The sequence below is a fragment of the Nocardia gamkensis NBRC 108242 genome (genome assembly GCF_001612985.1).
GTDB classification, from domain to species: domain Bacteria; phylum Actinomycetota; class Actinomycetes; order Mycobacteriales; family Mycobacteriaceae; genus Nocardia; species Nocardia gamkensis.
Map to the genome: position 1 here is coordinate 60,067 of NZ_BDBM01000023.1, position 17,726 is coordinate 77,792.

At 71.2% G+C, this 17,726-nt stretch carries 14 protein-coding genes; 7 read left to right on the forward strand and 7 right to left on the reverse strand.

Annotated features, from left to right (window positions below; translation table 11 throughout):
• Window positions 1-60: 60 nt before the first annotated feature.
• The 3 genes from NG1_RS20085 to NG1_RS20095 all read right to left on the reverse strand — a co-directional run bounded on the left by NG1_RS20085 (window position 61) and on the right by NG1_RS20095 (window position 3,271).
• Window positions 61-1,299, reverse strand: coding sequence for a DUF5685 family protein (locus NG1_RS20085; protein ID WP_062973018.1), 1,239 nt, complete (start codon window positions 1,297-1,299; stop codon window positions 61-63).
• Between the two features lie 112 nt (window positions 1,300-1,411).
• Window positions 1,412-2,011, reverse strand: coding sequence for a TetR/AcrR family transcriptional regulator (locus NG1_RS20090; protein WP_040870930.1), 600 nt, complete (start codon window positions 2,009-2,011; stop codon window positions 1,412-1,414).
• Window positions 2,012-2,110: 99 nt separating this feature from the next.
• Window positions 2,111-3,271, reverse strand: coding sequence for a glycoside hydrolase family 3 N-terminal domain-containing protein (locus NG1_RS20095; protein WP_062973020.1), 1,161 nt, complete (start codon window positions 3,269-3,271; stop codon window positions 2,111-2,113).
• A 533-nt stretch (window positions 3,272-3,804) separates the two neighbouring features.
• Here NG1_RS20095 and NG1_RS20100 point away from each other — a divergent pair.
• From NG1_RS20100 to NG1_RS20115, 5 genes are all read left to right on the forward strand, one after another.
• Window positions 3,805-4,278: a universal stress protein gene (locus tag NG1_RS20100; protein WP_062973022.1), complete on the forward strand. Its 474-nt coding sequence runs from the start codon at window positions 3,805-3,807 to the stop codon at window positions 4,276-4,278.
• A 69-nt stretch (window positions 4,279-4,347) separates the two neighbouring features.
• Window positions 4,348-5,442, forward strand: coding sequence for an isochorismate synthase (locus NG1_RS20105; RefSeq protein ID WP_062973025.1), 1,095 nt, complete (start codon window positions 4,348-4,350; stop codon window positions 5,440-5,442).
• Between the two features lie 150 nt (window positions 5,443-5,592).
• Window positions 5,593-5,763, forward strand: a complete 171-nt coding sequence (locus NG1_RS35800) for a DUF2613 domain-containing protein (RefSeq protein ID WP_083864100.1) — start codon at window positions 5,593-5,595, stop codon at window positions 5,761-5,763.
• The gene (locus NG1_RS20110; protein ID WP_084499050.1) at window positions 5,744-10,153 is read left to right on the forward strand and encodes an alpha-(1->3)-arabinofuranosyltransferase; all 4,410 of its coding nucleotides are present in this window, start codon (window positions 5,744-5,746) and stop codon (window positions 10,151-10,153) included. The genes NG1_RS35800 and NG1_RS20110 overlap by 20 nt, the downstream gene beginning before the upstream one ends.
• A 118-nt stretch (window positions 10,154-10,271) precedes the next feature.
• Window positions 10,272-10,772: a DinB family protein gene (locus NG1_RS20115; RefSeq protein WP_174315367.1), complete on the forward strand. Its 501-nt coding sequence runs from the start codon at window positions 10,272-10,274 to the stop codon at window positions 10,770-10,772.
• An 18-nt stretch (window positions 10,773-10,790) separates the two neighbouring features.
• Here NG1_RS20115 and NG1_RS20120 read toward each other — a convergent pair whose 3' ends face one another.
• Window positions 10,791-11,975 carry an acyltransferase family protein gene (locus NG1_RS20120; protein ID WP_062973027.1) on the reverse strand — a complete coding sequence of 395 codons (1,185 nt, stop codon included), beginning with the start codon at window positions 11,973-11,975 and terminating at the stop codon, window positions 10,791-10,793.
• A gap of 203 nt (window positions 11,976-12,178) precedes the next feature.
• On the opposite strand from NG1_RS20120, the gene pgfA reads away from it, so the two are divergent.
• Entirely contained in the window at window positions 12,179-13,339 is a 1,161-nt protein-coding gene (gene pgfA, locus NG1_RS20125; RefSeq protein WP_062973029.1) for a cell envelope lipid trafficking protein PgfA, read from the forward strand.
• Between the two features lie 58 nt (window positions 13,340-13,397).
• Here the strand turns inward: pgfA and NG1_RS20130 are convergent, their stop codons facing one another.
• Window positions 13,398-13,772, reverse strand: coding sequence for a VOC family protein (locus NG1_RS20130; RefSeq protein WP_062973030.1), 375 nt, complete (start codon window positions 13,770-13,772; stop codon window positions 13,398-13,400).
• A gap of 22 nt (window positions 13,773-13,794) precedes the next feature.
• Window positions 13,795-14,967 carry a polysaccharide biosynthesis protein gene (locus tag NG1_RS20135; protein ID WP_245659969.1) on the reverse strand — a complete coding sequence of 391 codons (1,173 nt, stop codon included), beginning with the start codon at window positions 14,965-14,967 and terminating at the stop codon, window positions 13,795-13,797.
• A 312-nt stretch (window positions 14,968-15,279) separates the two neighbouring features.
• On the opposite strand from NG1_RS20135, the gene NG1_RS38415 reads away from it, so the two are divergent.
• The gene (locus tag NG1_RS38415; protein ID WP_063910382.1) at window positions 15,280-17,226 is read left to right on the forward strand and encodes an MmpA family trehalose lipid delivery protein; all 1,947 of its coding nucleotides are present in this window, start codon (window positions 15,280-15,282) and stop codon (window positions 17,224-17,226) included.
• Window positions 17,227-17,271: 45 nt separating this feature from the next.
• Here NG1_RS38415 and NG1_RS20145 read toward each other — a convergent pair whose 3' ends face one another.
• Window positions 17,272-17,694, reverse strand: coding sequence for a MerR family DNA-binding transcriptional regulator (locus NG1_RS20145; protein ID WP_062973036.1), 423 nt, complete (start codon window positions 17,692-17,694; stop codon window positions 17,272-17,274).
• Window positions 17,695-17,726 lie beyond the last annotated feature (32 nt).

Below are 17,726 nucleotides of genomic sequence, written 5' to 3' on the forward strand. Positions count from 1 at the left end.
CGGCTTCGCGCTTTCCGGTGACATCGGCCTGCCTGCCGCCGCGCGTCCGTCGGGCACCGATCAGCAGTCGCATCCGCAGTCGCAGCAGTTGCAATCCCCGCAATCGCAGCAGCCGCAGTCACACTCGCCGCAATCGCCGCAATCGCAGTTCTTGATCCACGCGTCCTTGCGTTCACCGGTGCACGGTTGCGTGTGATCGGCGCAGCACGCGTAGCCGGTGCAGTAGGCGCCCAGGATTAGCGTGAGGGATTCGCCGATACCCGGGCGACGAGTCGGCGGACGGTGGCCACTTCTTCCGCGGGCGTGTGCGCGGACCTCGGCGTCGGGCGACACCGCGCACGTGTGGGCGGCGAGTGCGCCGAGCCCGCCGCCGAGCCGGCGCAGCACCGCGGTCAGCGGGTCGAGCAGCATCCAGCGGACGGTGGGCACCCGGCTGAGCTCGGCCGCCGCGACGGCGGCGCGCAGGCTCGAATTCGATTGCCGGAGCAGTTCGTAAGCCTCGGGCACGGTGGTGCCGGTGGCCGCGAGGGGGTTGAAGCGGTCATGGGTGGCGTCGTCGTCGTAGTCGGCGACGGCGTCGGCCAGGTGCGCGATCCGCCCGAACTGCCAGCCCGCCTCCCGCAACGCGTCGATGTTGTCCGAACGATCGGCCAGCACGGCGGTATGCGCGAAGAACGCCGACGCGCACAGCTGGGCCGGCGCGGTCAAGCGATCCAGCGGATCGGCCGACGGCGCCATCGCCGAGCGCCAGTGCGGCGAAGCGGCAAGCGATTCCGGCACCGATCCCGCGCCCGAACCACCCACGGCGACCAGCTCTTTCGCCTCCTGCTCCAAGCGCACCTGCGCGTCGAGCGCCGCGACGAGCGGCTCGACGTCCAGGCCGATCCGCGCCGCGCCCGCGCGCGCCTCCCGGTTCCATCGCGTCGCGGCTTTCGCCAGCGGCCTGCGGGCGATCGCGGAGACGTCACCGTCGTCCACGTGATCGCGAATCTTGGCCGATGCCAGCAGCAGTGACGCTGTGGTGGCGAGCTGGACGCCGGGAGAGTCGGCGGTGACCACCGACGCCCGGCGCATCCCGCGCAGCGGACACGGCGCCGCGGTGGTGCGTGCCGCGGAACCGGACTGCGCCTCGGTGAGCATGCTCAGCACCAGCGCGTCTTTGTTGGTGGTGGCGCGGGCGAATTGACCGTGCCCGTCCCGCAGCCCGAGACACAGACCGCACAGATGCGCCTGCCACTCGGCCGCATCGATTCCATACTTCTGAGCGCCGTGCGCACACGGCCTGAGCAACCCGAACACTTCCGCCCCGTTTCTCCCCGGCTCGATCGCGTGAGCCGGCCCGCTGTTTTGCGAACTCACGCACTGTGGCAGGAGGGCGGCGCCGAAGCAACCGAAACGGGCAAAAGGCGGGCTACTCGGTTTTCTTCCGGCCGGCCAGACCGCGCCAGGCCAGATCGTCGAGTAGGTCGACGGCCTCGGCGACCTCGATCCGGCCGCTGGCCAACCGGTCGGCGATGGCCTCGCCCGCGCCGATCACGGCGACCGCGACGACGTCGAAGTTCGTCCCGGGCTCGGCGTGCTTGGCGCTGGATTCCAGCAGTTTGGCGGTCAGCTCGATGACGCGTTCACGCGCGTTCTCGATCTCCGAGGCGAATGCCTGCTGGCCGATGGCCTGCCGGTAGAGCACCTGCCAGGAGCGCCGGTTGCGGTCGACGAAGCCGAGGAAACCCTCCAGCGCGGTGCGCACCTGCTCGTGGGGGGTGAGCAGCGGGTTGCCCGCGGGCGCGACGGATTCGATGAAGCGCAACCCCTCCCGCTGGATGCAGGCGCGGAACAGTTCGTCCTTGGAGCCGTAGTACAGATACAGCATCGGTTTGGAGATCTTCGCCTCGGCGGCGATCGCGTCCATCGATGTGTCGTGGAAGCCTTTACGCGAGAAGACCTCCACGGCGGCGTCGAGCATCTGCTGCTCGCGTACCGCCCGCGGAAGCCGCTTCGTACCGCCCGCCATCCACACTCCTACCACAGGTGAATCTCATATATTACTCCAAGGTAAGTTCCGGCGGTCCGATTTGCTCACCGGTCGCCCGACTCGGCCGTGCGGCGCGCCTCAGCAGCGCGGCAACGCACCCTTGAACGCGGCCACACGCAACACCGACGCGTCCACCCGCGCCATCGGCAGCCGTCCGCTCGACACCGCCTGCTCCAGCCGGTCGAGCACCTGCGGCACCGCGTCGGTGGTGATCCACAGGGCGCTGTCCGCACCGGCGACCAGCGCGGCTTCCACGGCGTCCTCGATCGACATCCGGCTGGTGATCGCGGCCATGCCGCCGAGGTCGTCGGTGAAGATCGGGCCCTGGAACGGCGCGGCGCCGTAGCCGCTGCCGTCGCGCAGCAACCGCATCGCCTCCGGGCTGATACTGGCCGGGACATCCGGGGTGGTCAGACCGGGCACGTCCAGGTGGCCGACCATCACGGCCGCGCCCGAGCCGATCAGGTTGCGGAACGGCATCAGGTCCACCTGCTGCATCTGGTCCAGCGGTGGGGTGCGCACCGCGCCGGTGTGCGAGTCGCCGGATCCGGAGCCGTGACCGGGGAAGTGCTTCATCACGGTGCCGACGCCGACCTCGCGCATCGCGCGGATGTAGGCGTCCGCGTAGCGGGTGACGACGTTCGGATCGTCGGAGAAGGAGCGGTCGCCGATGACCGAGTCGTCCGGCTGGGAACTGACGTCGACGTCGGGTGCGAAGTCCACCGTCACGCCGAGGTCCTTCAGCGCGCGGCCTCTGGTCACCGTCGCGTCGTAGAACTGCTCGGGGGTCATGGTCTGCGCCGTTTCCCGCGCCGACGGAGCCGCGCCGATCAGGTCGCGCACCCGCGAGACTCGGCCGCCTTCCTCGTCGATGGTCACCATCAGCGGCACCTTGGCGGCTTGCTTCACCTGGGTGATCTGGCCGGAGGAGAGCAGCGCCTGGTCGGTCCATCCGCCCACGAAGATGCCGCCGATCTGCTCGTCGCGCACCACGTTCGTGGCGTCGTCGGCGCCGGTGACGCCGACCGTCAGCAACTGCGCGAGTTTCGCGCGGGTGGTGAACTGTGCGAGATACCCGGCGTTGCAGTCCGGCGGCGCCGCGCTGGTGACGGGAATCGCCGCGGTGGTCGCTTCGGGCGTGGTGGTGCTCGATGACGCCGACTCGGTGGAGCCGCCGTTCGAGCAGGCAGTCGCGACGGCGGCGAGAACGGTGAGGACGAGCAGAGGCGTCTTCCGCATAGAGGTCAACCGTACTCGTGGTGACGTGCGCGACCGCAGTCGCTACGTCGCTACCCGACGGGTAACACACGCACCGGTACCGAATCGTTGTCTCGCACTCGGCCATACCGGACCGATGGGTCACCGCCTTGTCCGCATCGTGATTTCGGCGGTCGCCATTCGCCGGGCCTGCCCACACCCGCCGTCGCATGCCGACAACTCGCCCGGATGACTTCGCGCGGATCACGGTCGGTTGTCGTACCCGGCGACGCGGCCCGCTCGCCCAGTGGTTTCCAGCGGCACAGCCGAGTCGGACGCGGCGGGCACAGGCTCGCCCGGCCGGTGGTTTCCCGGCCGCACAGTCGAGTCCGACGCAGCGCAGCCCAGGTCACCGGGCCAGTAGTTCCGAGCGGCAAAAGAGAAGTCCGAGGCTCATCGACGTGACCATGAGGGGCCGACATTTACGCAGGTCACACCACTTGACAAGCCGGTTCACCCGGGCCTGCGCGGGGTAATCTCGAGGTGTCGCCGTGTGTCTCCCTCAGGAGGTCATCGTGCCCTGCGATCTGATGCTCATCGCCTACGACGGCTCCGAGAACGCCAAGCGGGCCGTCGAATACGCCGGACGATTCCTCAGCGCGAACCGCGCCGTCGTGCTGACCGCCTGGGAGCCCATGGTGCGTCAAGCCGCTCGCCTGTCCGGGCTGTCGGGTGTCATGCAACCGGAATGGGTGCCGGACGACGAGATCGAGGACATCGCCTACGTCGACGCGCGCGCCACCAATGACGAGGGTGTGCGGCTGGCCGAAATGGCGGGCCTGAACGCCGAGGCGCGCACCGCGGAATGCACCACCACCATCTGGAACGCCATCGTCGATTGCGCCGACGAACTGGACGTCGACATCATCGTCGCGGGCACCCGGGGCGCCACCGGGATCCGCGCGCTGCTGCACAGCAGTGTCGCCGACGCCGTCCTCAGGCATTGCCATCGCCCGGTCCTGCTCGTACCGCCCGGCAAGAATTCCTGACCCGCGTCCGGCGTGAGATCTGGATCGCTCCACCGCGATGGGGCGCGGCGACGGGGCTAGGTTGGGGTCATGGATGGGTTCCTGCTTGCTCGGGCCGACGGGGTTGTTCGGGGTCATGGGAGCCGGGTCTTCTTCGAGGACGCGCGACGAGCGCGGGCCGCGCTGCGGGACGGCCGGGCGCGGCTGGTGGTCGGTGCGCTGCCCTTCGATCCACGCGAGCCCGCGGCGCTGAGCGTGCCGGAGCGCGCCGTGCGCACCGCGGGTCCGTGGCGGCCCGCCGCGCTGCCCGACCTGCCCGCGGTACGCGTGGTGACCGAGATACCGAGCCGGGCGGAGCATGTGGCGCGGGTGACCAAATTGGTCGAGCAGCTCAACGATCCCGGGCAACCGTTGCGCAAGGTGGTCGCGGCGCGTTCGGTGCTGGCCGAGGCACAGTCCGCGCTCGACCCGGAGGTCGTCGCGGGGCACCTGCTGACCAGGCACCCGCACGCGAACGTCTTCGCGGTCGATCTCACTCCCGCCGGACGCCCCGGCGCGACGCTGGTGGGCGCGACGCCCGAAGTGCTGATCGCCCGGCAAGGCGACCTGGTGACCTTGCGCCCGCTGGCCGGCACCGCGCCACGGCTGCTCGATCACGGCGCCGATGCCGCGCAGGCCCGAGAACTGCTGGCCAGCACCAAGAATCGCGACGAGCACGCGTTCGTGATCGACTGGATCCGGGAGCGGCTCGGACCGGTCTGCGCCGAGCTGTCGATTCCGGAGAGCCCGGAGCTGGTCAGCACCCCCGAGGTGTGGCATCTGGCGACTCCGATCACCGGGCGCCTGCGCGACACCACGATCACCGCGCTGGACCTGGCGTTGCTGCTGCACCCCACGCCGGCGGTCTGCGGCACTCCCACCGATCTGGCGCTGGACGCCATCACGCACATCGAGGACGACCGCGGTTTCTACGGCGGCGCCGTCGGCTGGTGTGCCGCGGACGGCGACGGCGCCTGGGTGGTCGCCATCCGCTGCGCGGAACTCTCGGCCGACGGTCGTACGGTGCGGGCGTACGCGGGCGGCGGCATCGTCGCGGCCTCCGAGCCGCAGACGGAACTCGACGAGACCACCGCCAAACTGCGCACCCTGCTCGGCACGCTGCACTGCGCTCTTCCCACCCACTGACGCACCCGCTTCGGAGTGGTCCGGCGCGTGGTCTACAGGGCCGGCCGACGCGTGCTCACCGGAGATTCCCCGGCCTGAACGCATACAAATACCGGACGTCCTGCTAGGTTGGCCGGGAACGTGCCTGCATCGACGTATTGGAGTGCCGCGATGAAGTTTGCTGTCCCGGGTGTTGCGAGTGCTGTCGCGGGCGCCGTGCTGGGCGTGCTCAGTGTCTTCCTCATCACCCTCGCGGTGCAGCAGAACTCGCGCCCGGAAATCGACCGTAGCGGCGACAAGGACTCCTCGCTGCTGAACAACGTTGAGTACGGCAGCCGCTGACCCGCTGACCTCCGCTTCAACCGCGAATTCGTTCGGATCTTCCGCGGCGCCGGGGCAGCACAGCACCGCGCCGCTGGGCAGACGTTGGTTCGCCGCGACCGTCCTCGCGGCGTTCCTGCTGACCTTCGTACAGGCGCCGGGACTCACGGTCGCCGACACGAAGTACGACCTGGCGCAGAATCCGCTCGGCTTTCTCGCGCGCGCCGCACATCTGTGGAGTAGCCAGGCGCCGATGGGCCAGGTGCAGAACCAGGCCTACGGATACTTCTTCCCACACGGCGCGTTCTTCTCGCTCGGTCATCTGCTGGGCGTGCCCGCCTGGGTGACGCAGCGGGTCTGGTGGGCGCTGCTGCTGCTCGCCGGTTTCTGGGGAATCGTGCGCCTGTGCGAGGCGCTCGGCATCGGGACGCGCGGGTCGCGGGTCGTCGCCGCGCTCGCGTTCGCGCTGTCGCCTCGGGTCCTGACCACCGTCGGGTCGATCTCCTCGGAGACGCTGCCGATGATGTTGGCGCCGTGGGTACTGCTCGCACCCGCCGCGCTCGGCGTCGCCGGGCGCGCCCGGCGGCGGGGCGGAGCGGAGTCGCCCGCGGGCAGTGCGCTGGCGCTCGCCCTGATGGGCTCGGTCAACGCGGTCGCGACGGTGGCCGCCTTCCTGCCCGCGCTGCTGTGGTGGGCGGCTGCCTCGCCTGCGCTCGCCCCGGCGCGACGCGGCTCCCCTCGGCCGGATCGCCGTTGGTGGCGTTTCACCGCGGCGTGGATTCCGCTGCTGGTGCTGGCCACGTTCTGGTGGGCGGTTCCGCTGCTGCTGCTGGGCAAGGTGAGTCCGCCGTTCCTGGACTACATCGAGTCGTCGGGGGTGACGACGCAGTGGGCCTCGCTGGGCGAGGTGCTGCGCGGCACCGACAGCTGGACCCCGTTCGTCTCGCCGGAACGTATCGCGGGCGCGGTATTGGTGACCCAGCCCGCGGCGGTGCTCGCGACCGGGCTGGTCGCGGCGGCGGGCATGGCCGGCCTGGCCCTGCGATCCATGCCGTACCGGGGCAGGCTCGTCCTGATCCTGTGTGTCGGGCTGGTCGGCATCTGCGCCGGATTCGTCGGTGAGCTGAGCGGCCCGTTCGCCGAGTCGGTACGCGTCTTCCTCGACTCCGGGGGCGCTCCGCTGCGCAACGTGCACAAGCTGGAGCCGCTGATCCGCATCCCGCTCGTGCTCGGGCTGGCGCAGTTGCTCGCCCGGGTTCCGCTGCCCGCCTCCGTACCTTTCCGGGTTTGGCGCGGCGCGTTCGCGCACCCGGAGCGGGACCGCGCGGTCGCGGTGGCGGCGCTGATCCTCACCGCGCTCGCCCTGTCCAGCTCACTGGCCTGGACCGGCAAGCTCGCGCCGCGCGGCGCCTACGACCGGGTCCCCGCGTATTGGCAGCAGACCGCGGACTGGCTCGCGAACAATGCCTCCGACACCCGTGCCCTGGTCGTGCCCGGCGCCCCCTTCGGTAGCCAAATCTGGGGACTCACGCGCGACGAACCGCTGCAAGCGCTGGCCCGGACGCCGTGGGCGATCCGCGACGCGGTGCCGCTGAACCCGCCCGGCACCATCCGCGCGATGGATTCGGTGCAGCGGCTCATCGCCGACGGCAGGCCCTCGGCGGGCTTGGCCGCGACGCTGAGCGCTCAGGGCATCGGCGTCGTCGTCCTGCGCAACGATCTCGACCCGGAGACCTCCCGATCGACTCGGCCGATGCTCGCCCACCAGGCGCTCGACGAGTCGCCCGGTCTGCGCAAGGTGGCCGAGTTCGGCAACCCGATCGAATCGGTGGTGCTCGCCGACGGCTTGGTGGCCGATGGCGACCTGCGCCCGCCGTATCCGGCGGTCGAGATCTACCGGGTCGACGCGCCGGCGCTGGGCACGCCCGCCGAGGTGCGCGGCGGTACCGGTGCGCCGGAGGCGTTCCCCGGCGCGTATACCGTCCCGTTGGGCGATGTTCCGGTGATCCAGGGCGGACCCGAAGTGTTCGAGCGGATGCGCCGCGACCCTGCCGCCGCCCGGACGCCCGGCTTGCTCGCCGCCGACGCGATCGGGGCCGGGTTGCCGATCGGCCCCGTGACGGTCACCGATACGCCGATGGATCGCGAAGCCGATTTCGGCCGGGTGGACAACCACAACTCGGCGTTGCGCGCCCCCGACGACGCGCGCCGCACGCACAACCTGGTGCCCGACTATCCGGTACCCGGCGCGGAACTGGTGCGCGGCGAATGGTCCGGCGCCACCATCACCGCGTCCAGTTCGGCCGCGGACGCCACGCAGCTCGGCGGCGCGGCGCCGGGAAGCTCCACCGCGGCCGTCGTCGACGGCGATCCGGCCACCGCGTGGATCAGCAACGGCATCGAACGCGCGCTCGGACAGTGGCTGCGACTCGATCTCGACCATCCGATCCAGACCGGGCAGCTGAAACTGACCACCAGTTCGGCCGCCATCGGCGACCCGGTCAAATGGATCGAGGTGCGCACCGCGAACGGCACCGTCTCCGTCCGGGTGCCCGAACCCGGGGCGCCGGTCTCGGTTTCGCTTCCCGCCGGCCGCACGGAGTGGCTGACGATCACCGCCATTCGGACCGAAGGCGGCTCGGGTGGTGGGCAATTCGGCATCAGCGAACTCGCGCTGGACGACTATTCGGTGCGTAACGCGCCGGTCCGCGTCGACATCAGGCATCGGACCGTGGTTCCGTCCGCTCCAGCGGGCGCGCGACTGCGCGGCTGGGACCTCGGTCAGGAATTTCCCGGCCGCAGCGCGTGTTTCGATGCGCCCGACCGGGTGCGTTGCAGCAAAGGTCTCGCTTTGGCCCCGGAGGAACCCGGCACGTTCCAGCGCACCCTGACCGTCCCGGAACCGATGTCGGTCGCACCGGAACTGACCGTCCGCACCAGGCAGGGCCCGGCCTTGGAAGCGCTGCTCACCGACCACGCCCGGCCGGTGGCCAGGGGCAAGGCCGACGTCGGCGACTTGCGCGGGGCCGCGTTCGCCGCGACCGACGGCGATCCGCGCACGAGCTGGACCGCGCCCGAGGCCTCGGTGCGCGAGCCGACCGGCGGCAGGCCGACGCTCACCCTCGAGCTGCCCGAGCCCACGCTGGTGACCGGCCTCGAGCTGACCCCCTCGCTCGGGGGCCTGCCCGCGACGCCCACCTCGGTGACGGTGAATCTCGGGGACGGCCCGCAGGTGCGTGAACTCGAGGACGACGGCTCGGGCACACCCATCCGAATCTCCCTGCATCCCACCGTGACCGACCGCATCGAACTCAGCATGCGAACCTGGCGGCCGGTGCTGGACCGGACCGCGCTCGGGTTCGTCCAGACCCAGCCGCCCGGACTGGCGGAGGTGGCGGTGCTGGGACCGGACTACCCCCCGGCCGCCGCATTGGACCGCGAGATCACCGTGCCGTGCGCGCTGGGGCCGACGATCGATGCGGGCGGTCGGACGCTGCGCACGTCGGTCACCGCCACCGTCGGCGAATTGCGCTCCGGCGCACCCGTTCCCGCCCGGGTGTGCACCGACGACGCGGGCGAGCCGGAGGCCGGGGCACCGGGCGAGATCGCGCTGCCGCAGGGCCGGGCCGACGTGGCGGTCGGGCCGACCGACCTGTTCTTCGTGGATCGGCTGCGTTTGCACCGAAGCGGGACGGAAACCGCCCCGGCACCCGCGGTGGACGCGGGCACTCGACTGCTCGTGCTGCCGCTGAGCACCAACGTCGGATGGCGCGCGACCAGCGCGGACGGACATGTGCTCGAACCGGTGGTGGTGGACGGCTGGCAGCAGGCCTGGCTGCTGCCAGCCGATGCCACCGGCCCGGTGACGATCGCTTTCCCGGACGACCGGTGGTACCGCCTCGGCATCTTCGGCGGCCTGCTGCTGCTCCTGCCGCTCGCGGTCCTGGCCTTCCCCCGCCGCGCGCGGCCGGGCACCACCCGGGCCGAGGCGGGCAGAGCGGAATCGGAGGTGCCCGCCGAGCAGCCGGATGCGAGCGCCGATGCTCGCGGTACCTGGGGCAGACGCTGGATGGGCGCGGTAGGGCTCACCGGTGCGGCCACCGTGATCGCGGGCCCGGTGGGTGCTGCCGCCACGGTGATCGCCTTGGCCGCAACCCGTTTCACGCGGTACGTCACCCCGCGTGCGCTCGTCGTCGTAGCGGGCGCGGGCACCATGCTCTCCGCCGCCGCACTGTCCACGGGTCCGTGGCGCTCGCAGGACGGTTATATGGGCGGCTCCGTGCTGGTGCAGCTGCCCGCATTGCTCGCGATCATCGCGGTGGGGATCGCGGCGCTGCCCCGGCCGAAGCACGCCGATCGGGCCGGTGCGAGCGGGGCGGACGAGCCGCATCCCCCGACGGTCGGGGACTGACGGTCCACACCGATCGACAACCCGACCGCCCCGGTCAGCGCGCACGCGAGGCGTTCCGCTCGACGAGGCGCGCATTCGCCGTGCGCCGCAAGCGCACTCGTTGCTAACGTGACCACGCGTGAACACCTGTGCCGAATGCGGTTTCGTCTACGACTTGGCTTCGGCGGCCGATGTGCCGTCGCTGGCGCGGGAGCACGCAGTGGAATACGCCGATCTGCTCGGCGCCGACATCGGCAAGTTACGCCGGCGGGGCAAGCCGGACGTGTGGTCACCGCTGGAGTACGCCTGCCACGTGCGGGACGTACTGCTCGCCCAGCGCGAGCGCGTGCTGGCCGCGCGTCGTTCGGACAACCCGCCCGCTACCGCGATGGGCCGGGACGAGCGCGTCGAGCACGACGGATACGCCGAACAGAACCCCGCGGACGTTGCTCGCCAGATCCGCGACGCCGCCCTCCTGTTCGCGAACGTGCTGGAGCGACTCGGCGACGACGACTGGGAGCGGACCCTGGGCTTCCCCTATCCCGAACCCGCGGATCGTTCCCTGCGCTGGCTCGCCGTGCACACCCTGCACGAGCTGCGCCATCACCTGCTGGACATGCACCGGCAACTCGACGGCTGACTTCGCGCGGGCGGCAGATCAGGGCGCGGGCGCGGGCTCCGGGTTGCGCCGCATCCGGTCCCGGCGGCGGGCCCAGCGCCGCACCGGCTCCTCGATGAGCGCGTAACTGGCCGCGGCGACCGGAAGGGTGACGGCGATCGTGAGGACGAGGACGTAACCGAACTCCCCCTGGAAGGGCAGGATGCCGAAGACCGGGAACACGATCGACAGCACCGCGAGGTGCCAGATGAAGATGCCGTAGGACCAGCGGCCGAGCGTCGCGGCCACCGGCGACTCCAGCCAGCGGTGCGCGCGCGCCGCCGGGTCGCGCAGCACCAGCGGCGCGAGCAGCGCGAATCCGATGATCGCGCCGAGCCCCATCTTCACCACGTACTGCCAGGGCTCGGCCCGGTTCAGCCCCGCGGGACCGGCCAGATCGGTCGCCGCGAGCAGAAAGGCGCACACCGCGACGGTCCACATCAGTGGCTGATTAGCCCCGACTTTCCACCACCGTGATAGCCGGACGCTATGTTCGGCGAGCTCGGCGAGGATCATGCCCGCGGCGAACCAGGGCAGATAACCGGGCAGCCAGTTGTCCGCGTGGATCGCGTCGGGCGTCGGCACCGGAATGAAGTTCCAGCTCAGGCTGAGCAGAGCGAGCGCGAGCAGCACCGGAACCCGCCGCCGCGCCGCGGGGCCGCGCAGGCGCACCAGCGCGAACGCAAGCACGGGCAGCACGAGATAGAAGGCGACCTCCACCGAGAGGCTCCACATCTGCGTGAGGCCGTCGGTGAGCGTCAGCGGCACGAATACCTGCAACAGCGCCAGGTTCGACACCCACACCCGCAAGCCCGCCGTCCCGGCGGCGCTGGGCAGCAGCACCAGAACCGCGCACACCACGACCCAGTACGCGGGCAGGATGCGAGCGGCACGATGTCGCAGGTAGTAGCCCACCGGCGGGGCGGTGTCCAGCCCGCGCGCGGCCGCGGCGTGCGGACGCCAGAGCAGGAACCCGGACAGGGCGAAGAACACCGCCACCGCCATGTCGAACCGACCCCAGACCCGGCCGACGACCGGTGTGCCCGCGGCGCCGGTCTGGAAGGCGACGTGGGTCAGCAGCACGCCGAGCGCGGCCATTCCGCGCATGCCTTCCAAGGCGGGCACGAAGGCGCGCGGGCGCACCCGTTCGGTCGCGGGCGCGGCGGTGGGCAGGGTCGCTGTCATCGGACTCCAGTCTGCCTCGGCGAATCCACAGTTGATAACCCGGCGTTTCAGATTTCGCGCTAGACTCGGGCGATTTCTCGGCCGTTTCGGCCTCGACGCCGCATGGTACGACATCGGACTGTTAGTGTCGGGGCTCACGAGTGCCGCGGCCTGCCCGCAGTGCTCGCCGGAGCGACCTGTGTTCTACGACGAGGAGAGTTTGCATGGCACTGAGTGCCGGTACCAGAAGGACGGTGGCCTGCCTGCTCGTGGGTCTCGGCGCGTTGCTGATCGTCGCCGCAATCATGATCCCGACATACACCGTCGACAAGCTGGCCAAAACTCCCCTCGATCTGGAGATCACCACGATCGCCACGAACCAGCCGGGTGAGGACAGCCTGGTGCTCGACTCCAAGTCACTGACCGCTCCGGAAGGCGCGGCGAAGGTCGACACCAATGTCCCGCTGGTCTCGCAGCGCTTCCTCACCGTCGAGGACCCGGCCGACGCCGAGAAGATGACCGTGCAGGCGGGCCAGACGCTGCGGCGCATCGACAAGCAGGGCGACACCGGCCTGCTCACCGCGACCGTCGATCGGGTGACCATCGACCGGGTGACCGGTGAGCCGGTCGGCACCGAGCCCAACGGCTCGATCGCGGTGACCGCGAACCTCGAGGGCCAGAGCCTCGCCGAGCCGGTGCAGCACACCGGTCTGCAGTACCGGTTCCCGATCGGCACCGAGAAGAAGACCTACCCGTACTTCGATCTCAACGTCCGCAAGACCTTCGACGCCAACTTCCTCGAAGAGACCGAGATCAACGGCACCAAGGTCTACCACTTCCAGATGTCGGTGCCCGCCACCAGCCTGTGGGACGTCGTGCAGGCGCCGACCAACCGGCTGAGCCTGCCCGCCGCCAAGTGGGGCGTGGAGGGCGGCGACGCCCCGGTGACCATGACCCGCTACTACACCAACACCCGTGACCTCTGGGTGGAGCCGAAGACCGGCACGGTCGTCAAGGGCGGCGAGGCGCTGCACCTCTACTACTCGCGCACCGCGGACAAGCCGGAGGTCACCGCGCTGAAGTCGCACATCGTGTTCGACGAGAACACGATCGAGTCGCAGCTGTCGGTGGCCAAGGAGAACATCGACAAGCTGTCGCTGTACGGCCGGGTGATGCCGATCATCCTGGGCGTCCTCGGTGTGATCGCGCTGATCGCCGGTGTGGTGCTCGGCATCCGCGGCGGCTCGGCTCCGGCGCCCGCGCGGGCGGGCGGCTTCCCGGGTCAGCGTCCGAGCGGCACGGCTCCGGCCGCCCCCGCACCGCGTGCCAACCGCGGCGCCGACGACGCGCCGACGGAGCAGATTCGGATCGACAAACAGCCCTGACCGGCTGATCGCCATCGACTTCGGCTCCCCCGCCTACCGGCTGGGGAGCCGAAGTCGTTCACGGGTTCTCAGGGTCGGTGCGGCCGAGCGGATAGGCGACCGGGTGCCGCGGCTGATACAGCAGCATCGTGCCCGCGCCGGGAATACACAGGTCCACGCACCGGCCGAAACCCCGCTCGGTGACCTCCCCCTCGAACCGTGCTCCACGGGCGGCCAGCTCGGCCGTCGTCCGGTCCAGGTCGTCGCACATCAGCGAGATCTCGTGGCACGGCGTGCCTTCGGTGGGATGTACGCCGAGTTCACTCGGGCCGGGAGCGAACAACAGCCAGCCGTCGTGGGCGTCGAGGTGCGGCCAGCGCAGGACATCGCGGAAGAACGCGCGGGCCGCGTCGGGATCGTCCGCGTAGACCAGGGTGTGCACCGCGGTGATCATGGAACGATCGTAGGCGCTGGGGTCAGCCGACGGGGCGAAGCGGTTCGGGGCGCGTCGTGTGGTCTGCCGCGCGCAAAACGATGACGGCGACCACGAAGGTGGTGGTCGCGGCCACCGACACTGCCGTGATGATCAGCGCCGGAACCGAGCGGGCCAGCGACAGCATCAGGGTGACTTCGACGGCCAGCCCCAGCCAGGCGACCATCGCCAGCGAAGTGCGGTCCACGGCGATGGCCGAGAGCACCGCGCCTTGCAGCACGGCCAGCAGCGCGCCGTGCAGCGCGAACACCCACAGCAAGCCCTGGATCGGGGCGTAGTCCTCGCCTGCCAGCAGCGGAGCGAGCGGCGCGGCGAGCGCGGCGCCGAGCACCGCGACGAGGCCGATCCCGCTGAGCACCGCCAATGCCGCCCGGATCGCGCTCGCGGAGTGCGTCGGCTGGGCCATTCGCGGGTAGAGCACGACACCGACCGCCTGCGGCAGCCAGAATGCGATCTTGGTGGCGATGGTGCCGAGTGCGTAGCGGCTGGCGTCCACGTCGTCGAGCACGATCCGCACCACGATGAGATCCGCCGACGACAGCGCCATCATCGCCGCCTGCACCTGGGCGGCCCGCAGCACCGGCAGCACGCCGGGAGCCGCGGCGACCTCACCCGGCTCCACGGCGCGGACGCGTGCGGACGGCGCACCGGCGACGATCCTGGCCAGCAGCGCCGCCACCGCCACCCCGCAGGCCGCGCCCCACAGGGCGAGCGTCGCGCCGCCGCCGAGCGCGAGGATCACCAGCGCGGGCGCGACCCGGGCGATCCCGGCGGCGCCGAGCACCGTTCCCAACGCCCGAAATCGCCTGCCGCCCTGCAACATTCCCTGCTCACCGGACAACAGCACCAGCGCGGGCGCCGCACCGAGCGCCGCCGCGGTGGCGGCCACCCCCACGTTCAGCGTGACGGCGACCAGCGGCACCAGCGCCGCGGCCGCCAAGGCCACGATCACCGCGCACCGCCACTGGAGCCCGCGCAGCGCAGCCGTCCTCGCGCCGCGCACGAGTTCCCTCGCCACCACGTTCTGCAACGCCAGCGCCGGAACCGCGCACAGCAGCTGCACGGCGAGCAGACTCGCGAACTCGCTGTAGCCGGTGACTCCCAGCCACCGCCCGGCCAGCAGCTGCAACAGATATCCGGCGACGTTCGCGGTCATCGCACCCGCCGTCACCCACGTCAGATCCGCCACCACAGGAAACCGACGGACAGCAGACACGTGGCCCATCGTCCCACCCGCGCAGGCTGTTGCCCGTCCCGCCCCGCCGCAGCGCGAACGTTGCTCGCCGTGGATCAGGCAGCTGCGAAGCCAGAACTGCGCCCGAACTCCGTGCAGGTGCCGCCGGACAGCGCCGACCAGCATCGATCCACCGAGCCCCGGACACCGACCCGCGAGCCCCGCTGACTCGGCGACGGAAGAGAGCGGGACGTACAGTGCTCAGGCGTGAATGGGAGCGGTCGAGACCGAGCGGTGGCTGCTGGATACAGCGCGGCCGGGGCGCTGCTGGTGACCGCACCCTTGCTGGGGCCGGGATATCTGCTCTTACGCGACGCGGTGAGCACCCCGCGCAGCTATCCGACCGACTCGGCGCTCGGCCTCGGCGACGCGGCGCCACGGGCGGTGCCGCAGGATGCGCTGCTGGCCGTGCTGTCGGCGTTCGTCGACGGCGGGCTGCTGGTCAAAGCGATTCTCGTCGTCGCGCTGTGGGCCGCGGCGTACGGGGCGGCGGCGCTCGCGCGCGAACTGCTGCGCGCGTCGCTCGGCCCGCAACTGGTGGCCGCGACGGTCGCGTTGTGGAACCCGTACGTGGCCGAGCGCCTGCTGCAAGGGCATTGGAGCCTGCTGGCCGGATACGCCGCACTGCCGTGGACGGCGCTGGCCGCGCACCGCCTCCGAACGACAGCCACCGTGCGGCGACGCCGACGGCTACTGTCGAACACATCGGCGAACCCCCCGAACAACCTTCTGACACCGGCCGGACGGTCCTCCGGCACTCCCGACGACGTCGCGCCACCCGATCCGACCGAGCCTTCCCGCTCCGCACCGACCAGTGCGGCGGGTGAAGGAGGGACGGACCGCCCCAGCGTCACGACGGCACAGCACGAGCCCATCCGAACCGCATCCACCTGGGCGGCCCTCGCCGGATCGCTCGCCGCGGCCGGGCTCACCCCGACCGGGGCGCTGCTGGCGGGCGCGACAGCGTTCGCCTTGGTCCAGCGGCGACAACTTCCAGGGACGCTCGTCCTCTGGCTCGCCGCCTCGGCGCCATGGCTGGCCGCGACCGTGCTGTCGGGCTCAGGTGCGGCACCATCCGATCCAGCGGGCATCGCGGCCTTCGCCGCGCGGGCCGAACCCGGCCTGGGCACGCTGGGCAGCCTGGCCGGCCTCGGCGGAATCTGGAACGCCGAGGCGGTGCCCCATTCGCGCACCACACCATTGGCCGCGATCGGCACCGCGGCGCTGCTGGCGATCGTCGCGCTGGGTCTGCGCGCCGTGGCCACCGGTGGCGCCGATCCGGACAATCGGCGCGCCCGCCGCGCATTGCTGCTGCTCGCCGCCGGCGCGCTCCTGTTTCCGGCGCTCGGCGCGACGGCGGGAGGCATGGCAGCCATGGAGTGGCTGGTCGCCCACGTGCCCGGCGCGGGCCTGCTGCGGGACACCCAGAAGTACGTGGCCCTGGCCATGCCCGCATACGCCCTGTGCGCGGCGGCTGGATGCGCGGTGACGGCCCGGCGTCTTTCGTCCGTATTCCGGCGCGCCTCGGCGGGCCGGCGCGCGAGGGCGCACCCCGCCGTGACATCCACGGCCGCTGCGGTATTCGTCGCGCTTCTGGTCTTGCCGTTGTACGACCTCGCATGGGGCGTCGGTGGAGCTGTTCGCCCGGTGCACTACCCCGCCGGTTGGCAGCTGGTCGCCGCGCGGATCGACGGTCCCGGCGACGTTGCGGTGCTACCTGGCGGGATGTTCCGCAAGTTCCGCTACAGCGGCCGCGCACCCGTGCTGGACCCGGCGCCGCGCATGCTGCCCGAGGATGTCCTGCAGACCGGCGAACTGCCCGTGCGGGGACGCACGGTGTCCGGCGAAGGCGCCCGCGCCAGGGAAGTGGAAGCCGCGCTGCTGCACGGCGGTTCGGCCGCGGAGCCGGCTCGCCTCGGCGTGGGCTGGGTCCTCGTCGAACGAACCACGCTCGGGCCGCTCGGCGGATCGGCTTCGACCCTCGCCTCGCTGGAACGGGTCTACGAGGACGCTGACCTGGCACTGTATCGCGTGCCCGGCGTCGTCGAACACGGTCGATCGACGACCGCGCACCGCTGGACCGCCGCAGCGGCCCACCTACTCTGGGGAGCGCTGCTCGTTGCGGGCCCGCTCGCCGCTCTCGGCATACGCGCACGATTCCGCCGGAGACCGCGGACGTGACGCACACCGCCCGCCGCACGCTTCAGCTGCTCGAGCGACGACCGCTCACCCCATGCCGCCGCGTCCAGCGGCTGCCGTCGCGTCTGCCACAGGCTTCCCGGGGCCCGATCGAGTGGTGACCGCCCCGGCGTAGAGCGCATCCAGCCGGCGCCGCGTCGACTCCACCGCCGCCTGCCGCGCGGCCAGTCGCGCGGCCAGGCTGTCGAGTTCTTTCCGCAGCTCAGGGCACATATCGAGGATGACGTCGTGCTCGCCGGTACGCACACAATCCAGGTATCGCCGGATGGTCGCGGCGTTCAGCCCGGCCGCCAGCATGATCTGGAGTTGCGCCACCGTGGCGACGGCGGACTCGTCGTAGTGCCGGTACCCGTTCGCGTCGCGCCTCGGCGCCAGCAGCCCTTTCTCCTCGTAATGCCGCAGAGCGCGCGCACTCACCCCGGCACGCTTCGCGAGTTCCCCGATGAGCACATAACCTCCTTGCCTTGACCTTCACGCCGGCG

Coding starts and splice junctions, on each gene's coding strand:
- NG1_RS20090 (WP_040870930.1), bottom strand. CDS start 2,011: ATGGCGGGCGGTACGAAGCGGCTTCCGCGGGCGGTACGCGAGCAGCAG.
- NG1_RS20095 (WP_062973020.1), bottom strand. CDS start 3,271: ATGCGGAAGACGCCTCTGCTCGTCCTCACCGTTCTCGCCGCCGTCGCG.
- NG1_RS20105 (WP_062973025.1), top strand. CDS start 4,348: ATGGATGGGTTCCTGCTTGCTCGGGCCGACGGGGTTGTTCGGGGTCAT.
- NG1_RS35800 (WP_083864100.1), top strand. CDS start 5,593: ATGAAGTTTGCTGTCCCGGGTGTTGCGAGTGCTGTCGCGGGCGCCGTG.
- NG1_RS20120 (WP_062973027.1), bottom strand. CDS start 11,975: ATGACAGCGACCCTGCCCACCGCCGCGCCCGCGACCGAACGGGTGCGC.
- pgfA (WP_062973029.1), top strand. CDS start 12,179: ATGGCACTGAGTGCCGGTACCAGAAGGACGGTGGCCTGCCTGCTCGTG.
- NG1_RS20130 (WP_062973030.1), bottom strand. CDS start 13,772: ATGATCACCGCGGTGCACACCCTGGTCTACGCGGACGATCCCGACGCG.
- NG1_RS20135 (WP_245659969.1), bottom strand. CDS start 14,967: ATGACCGCGAACGTCGCCGGATATCTGTTGCAGCTGCTGGCCGGGCGG.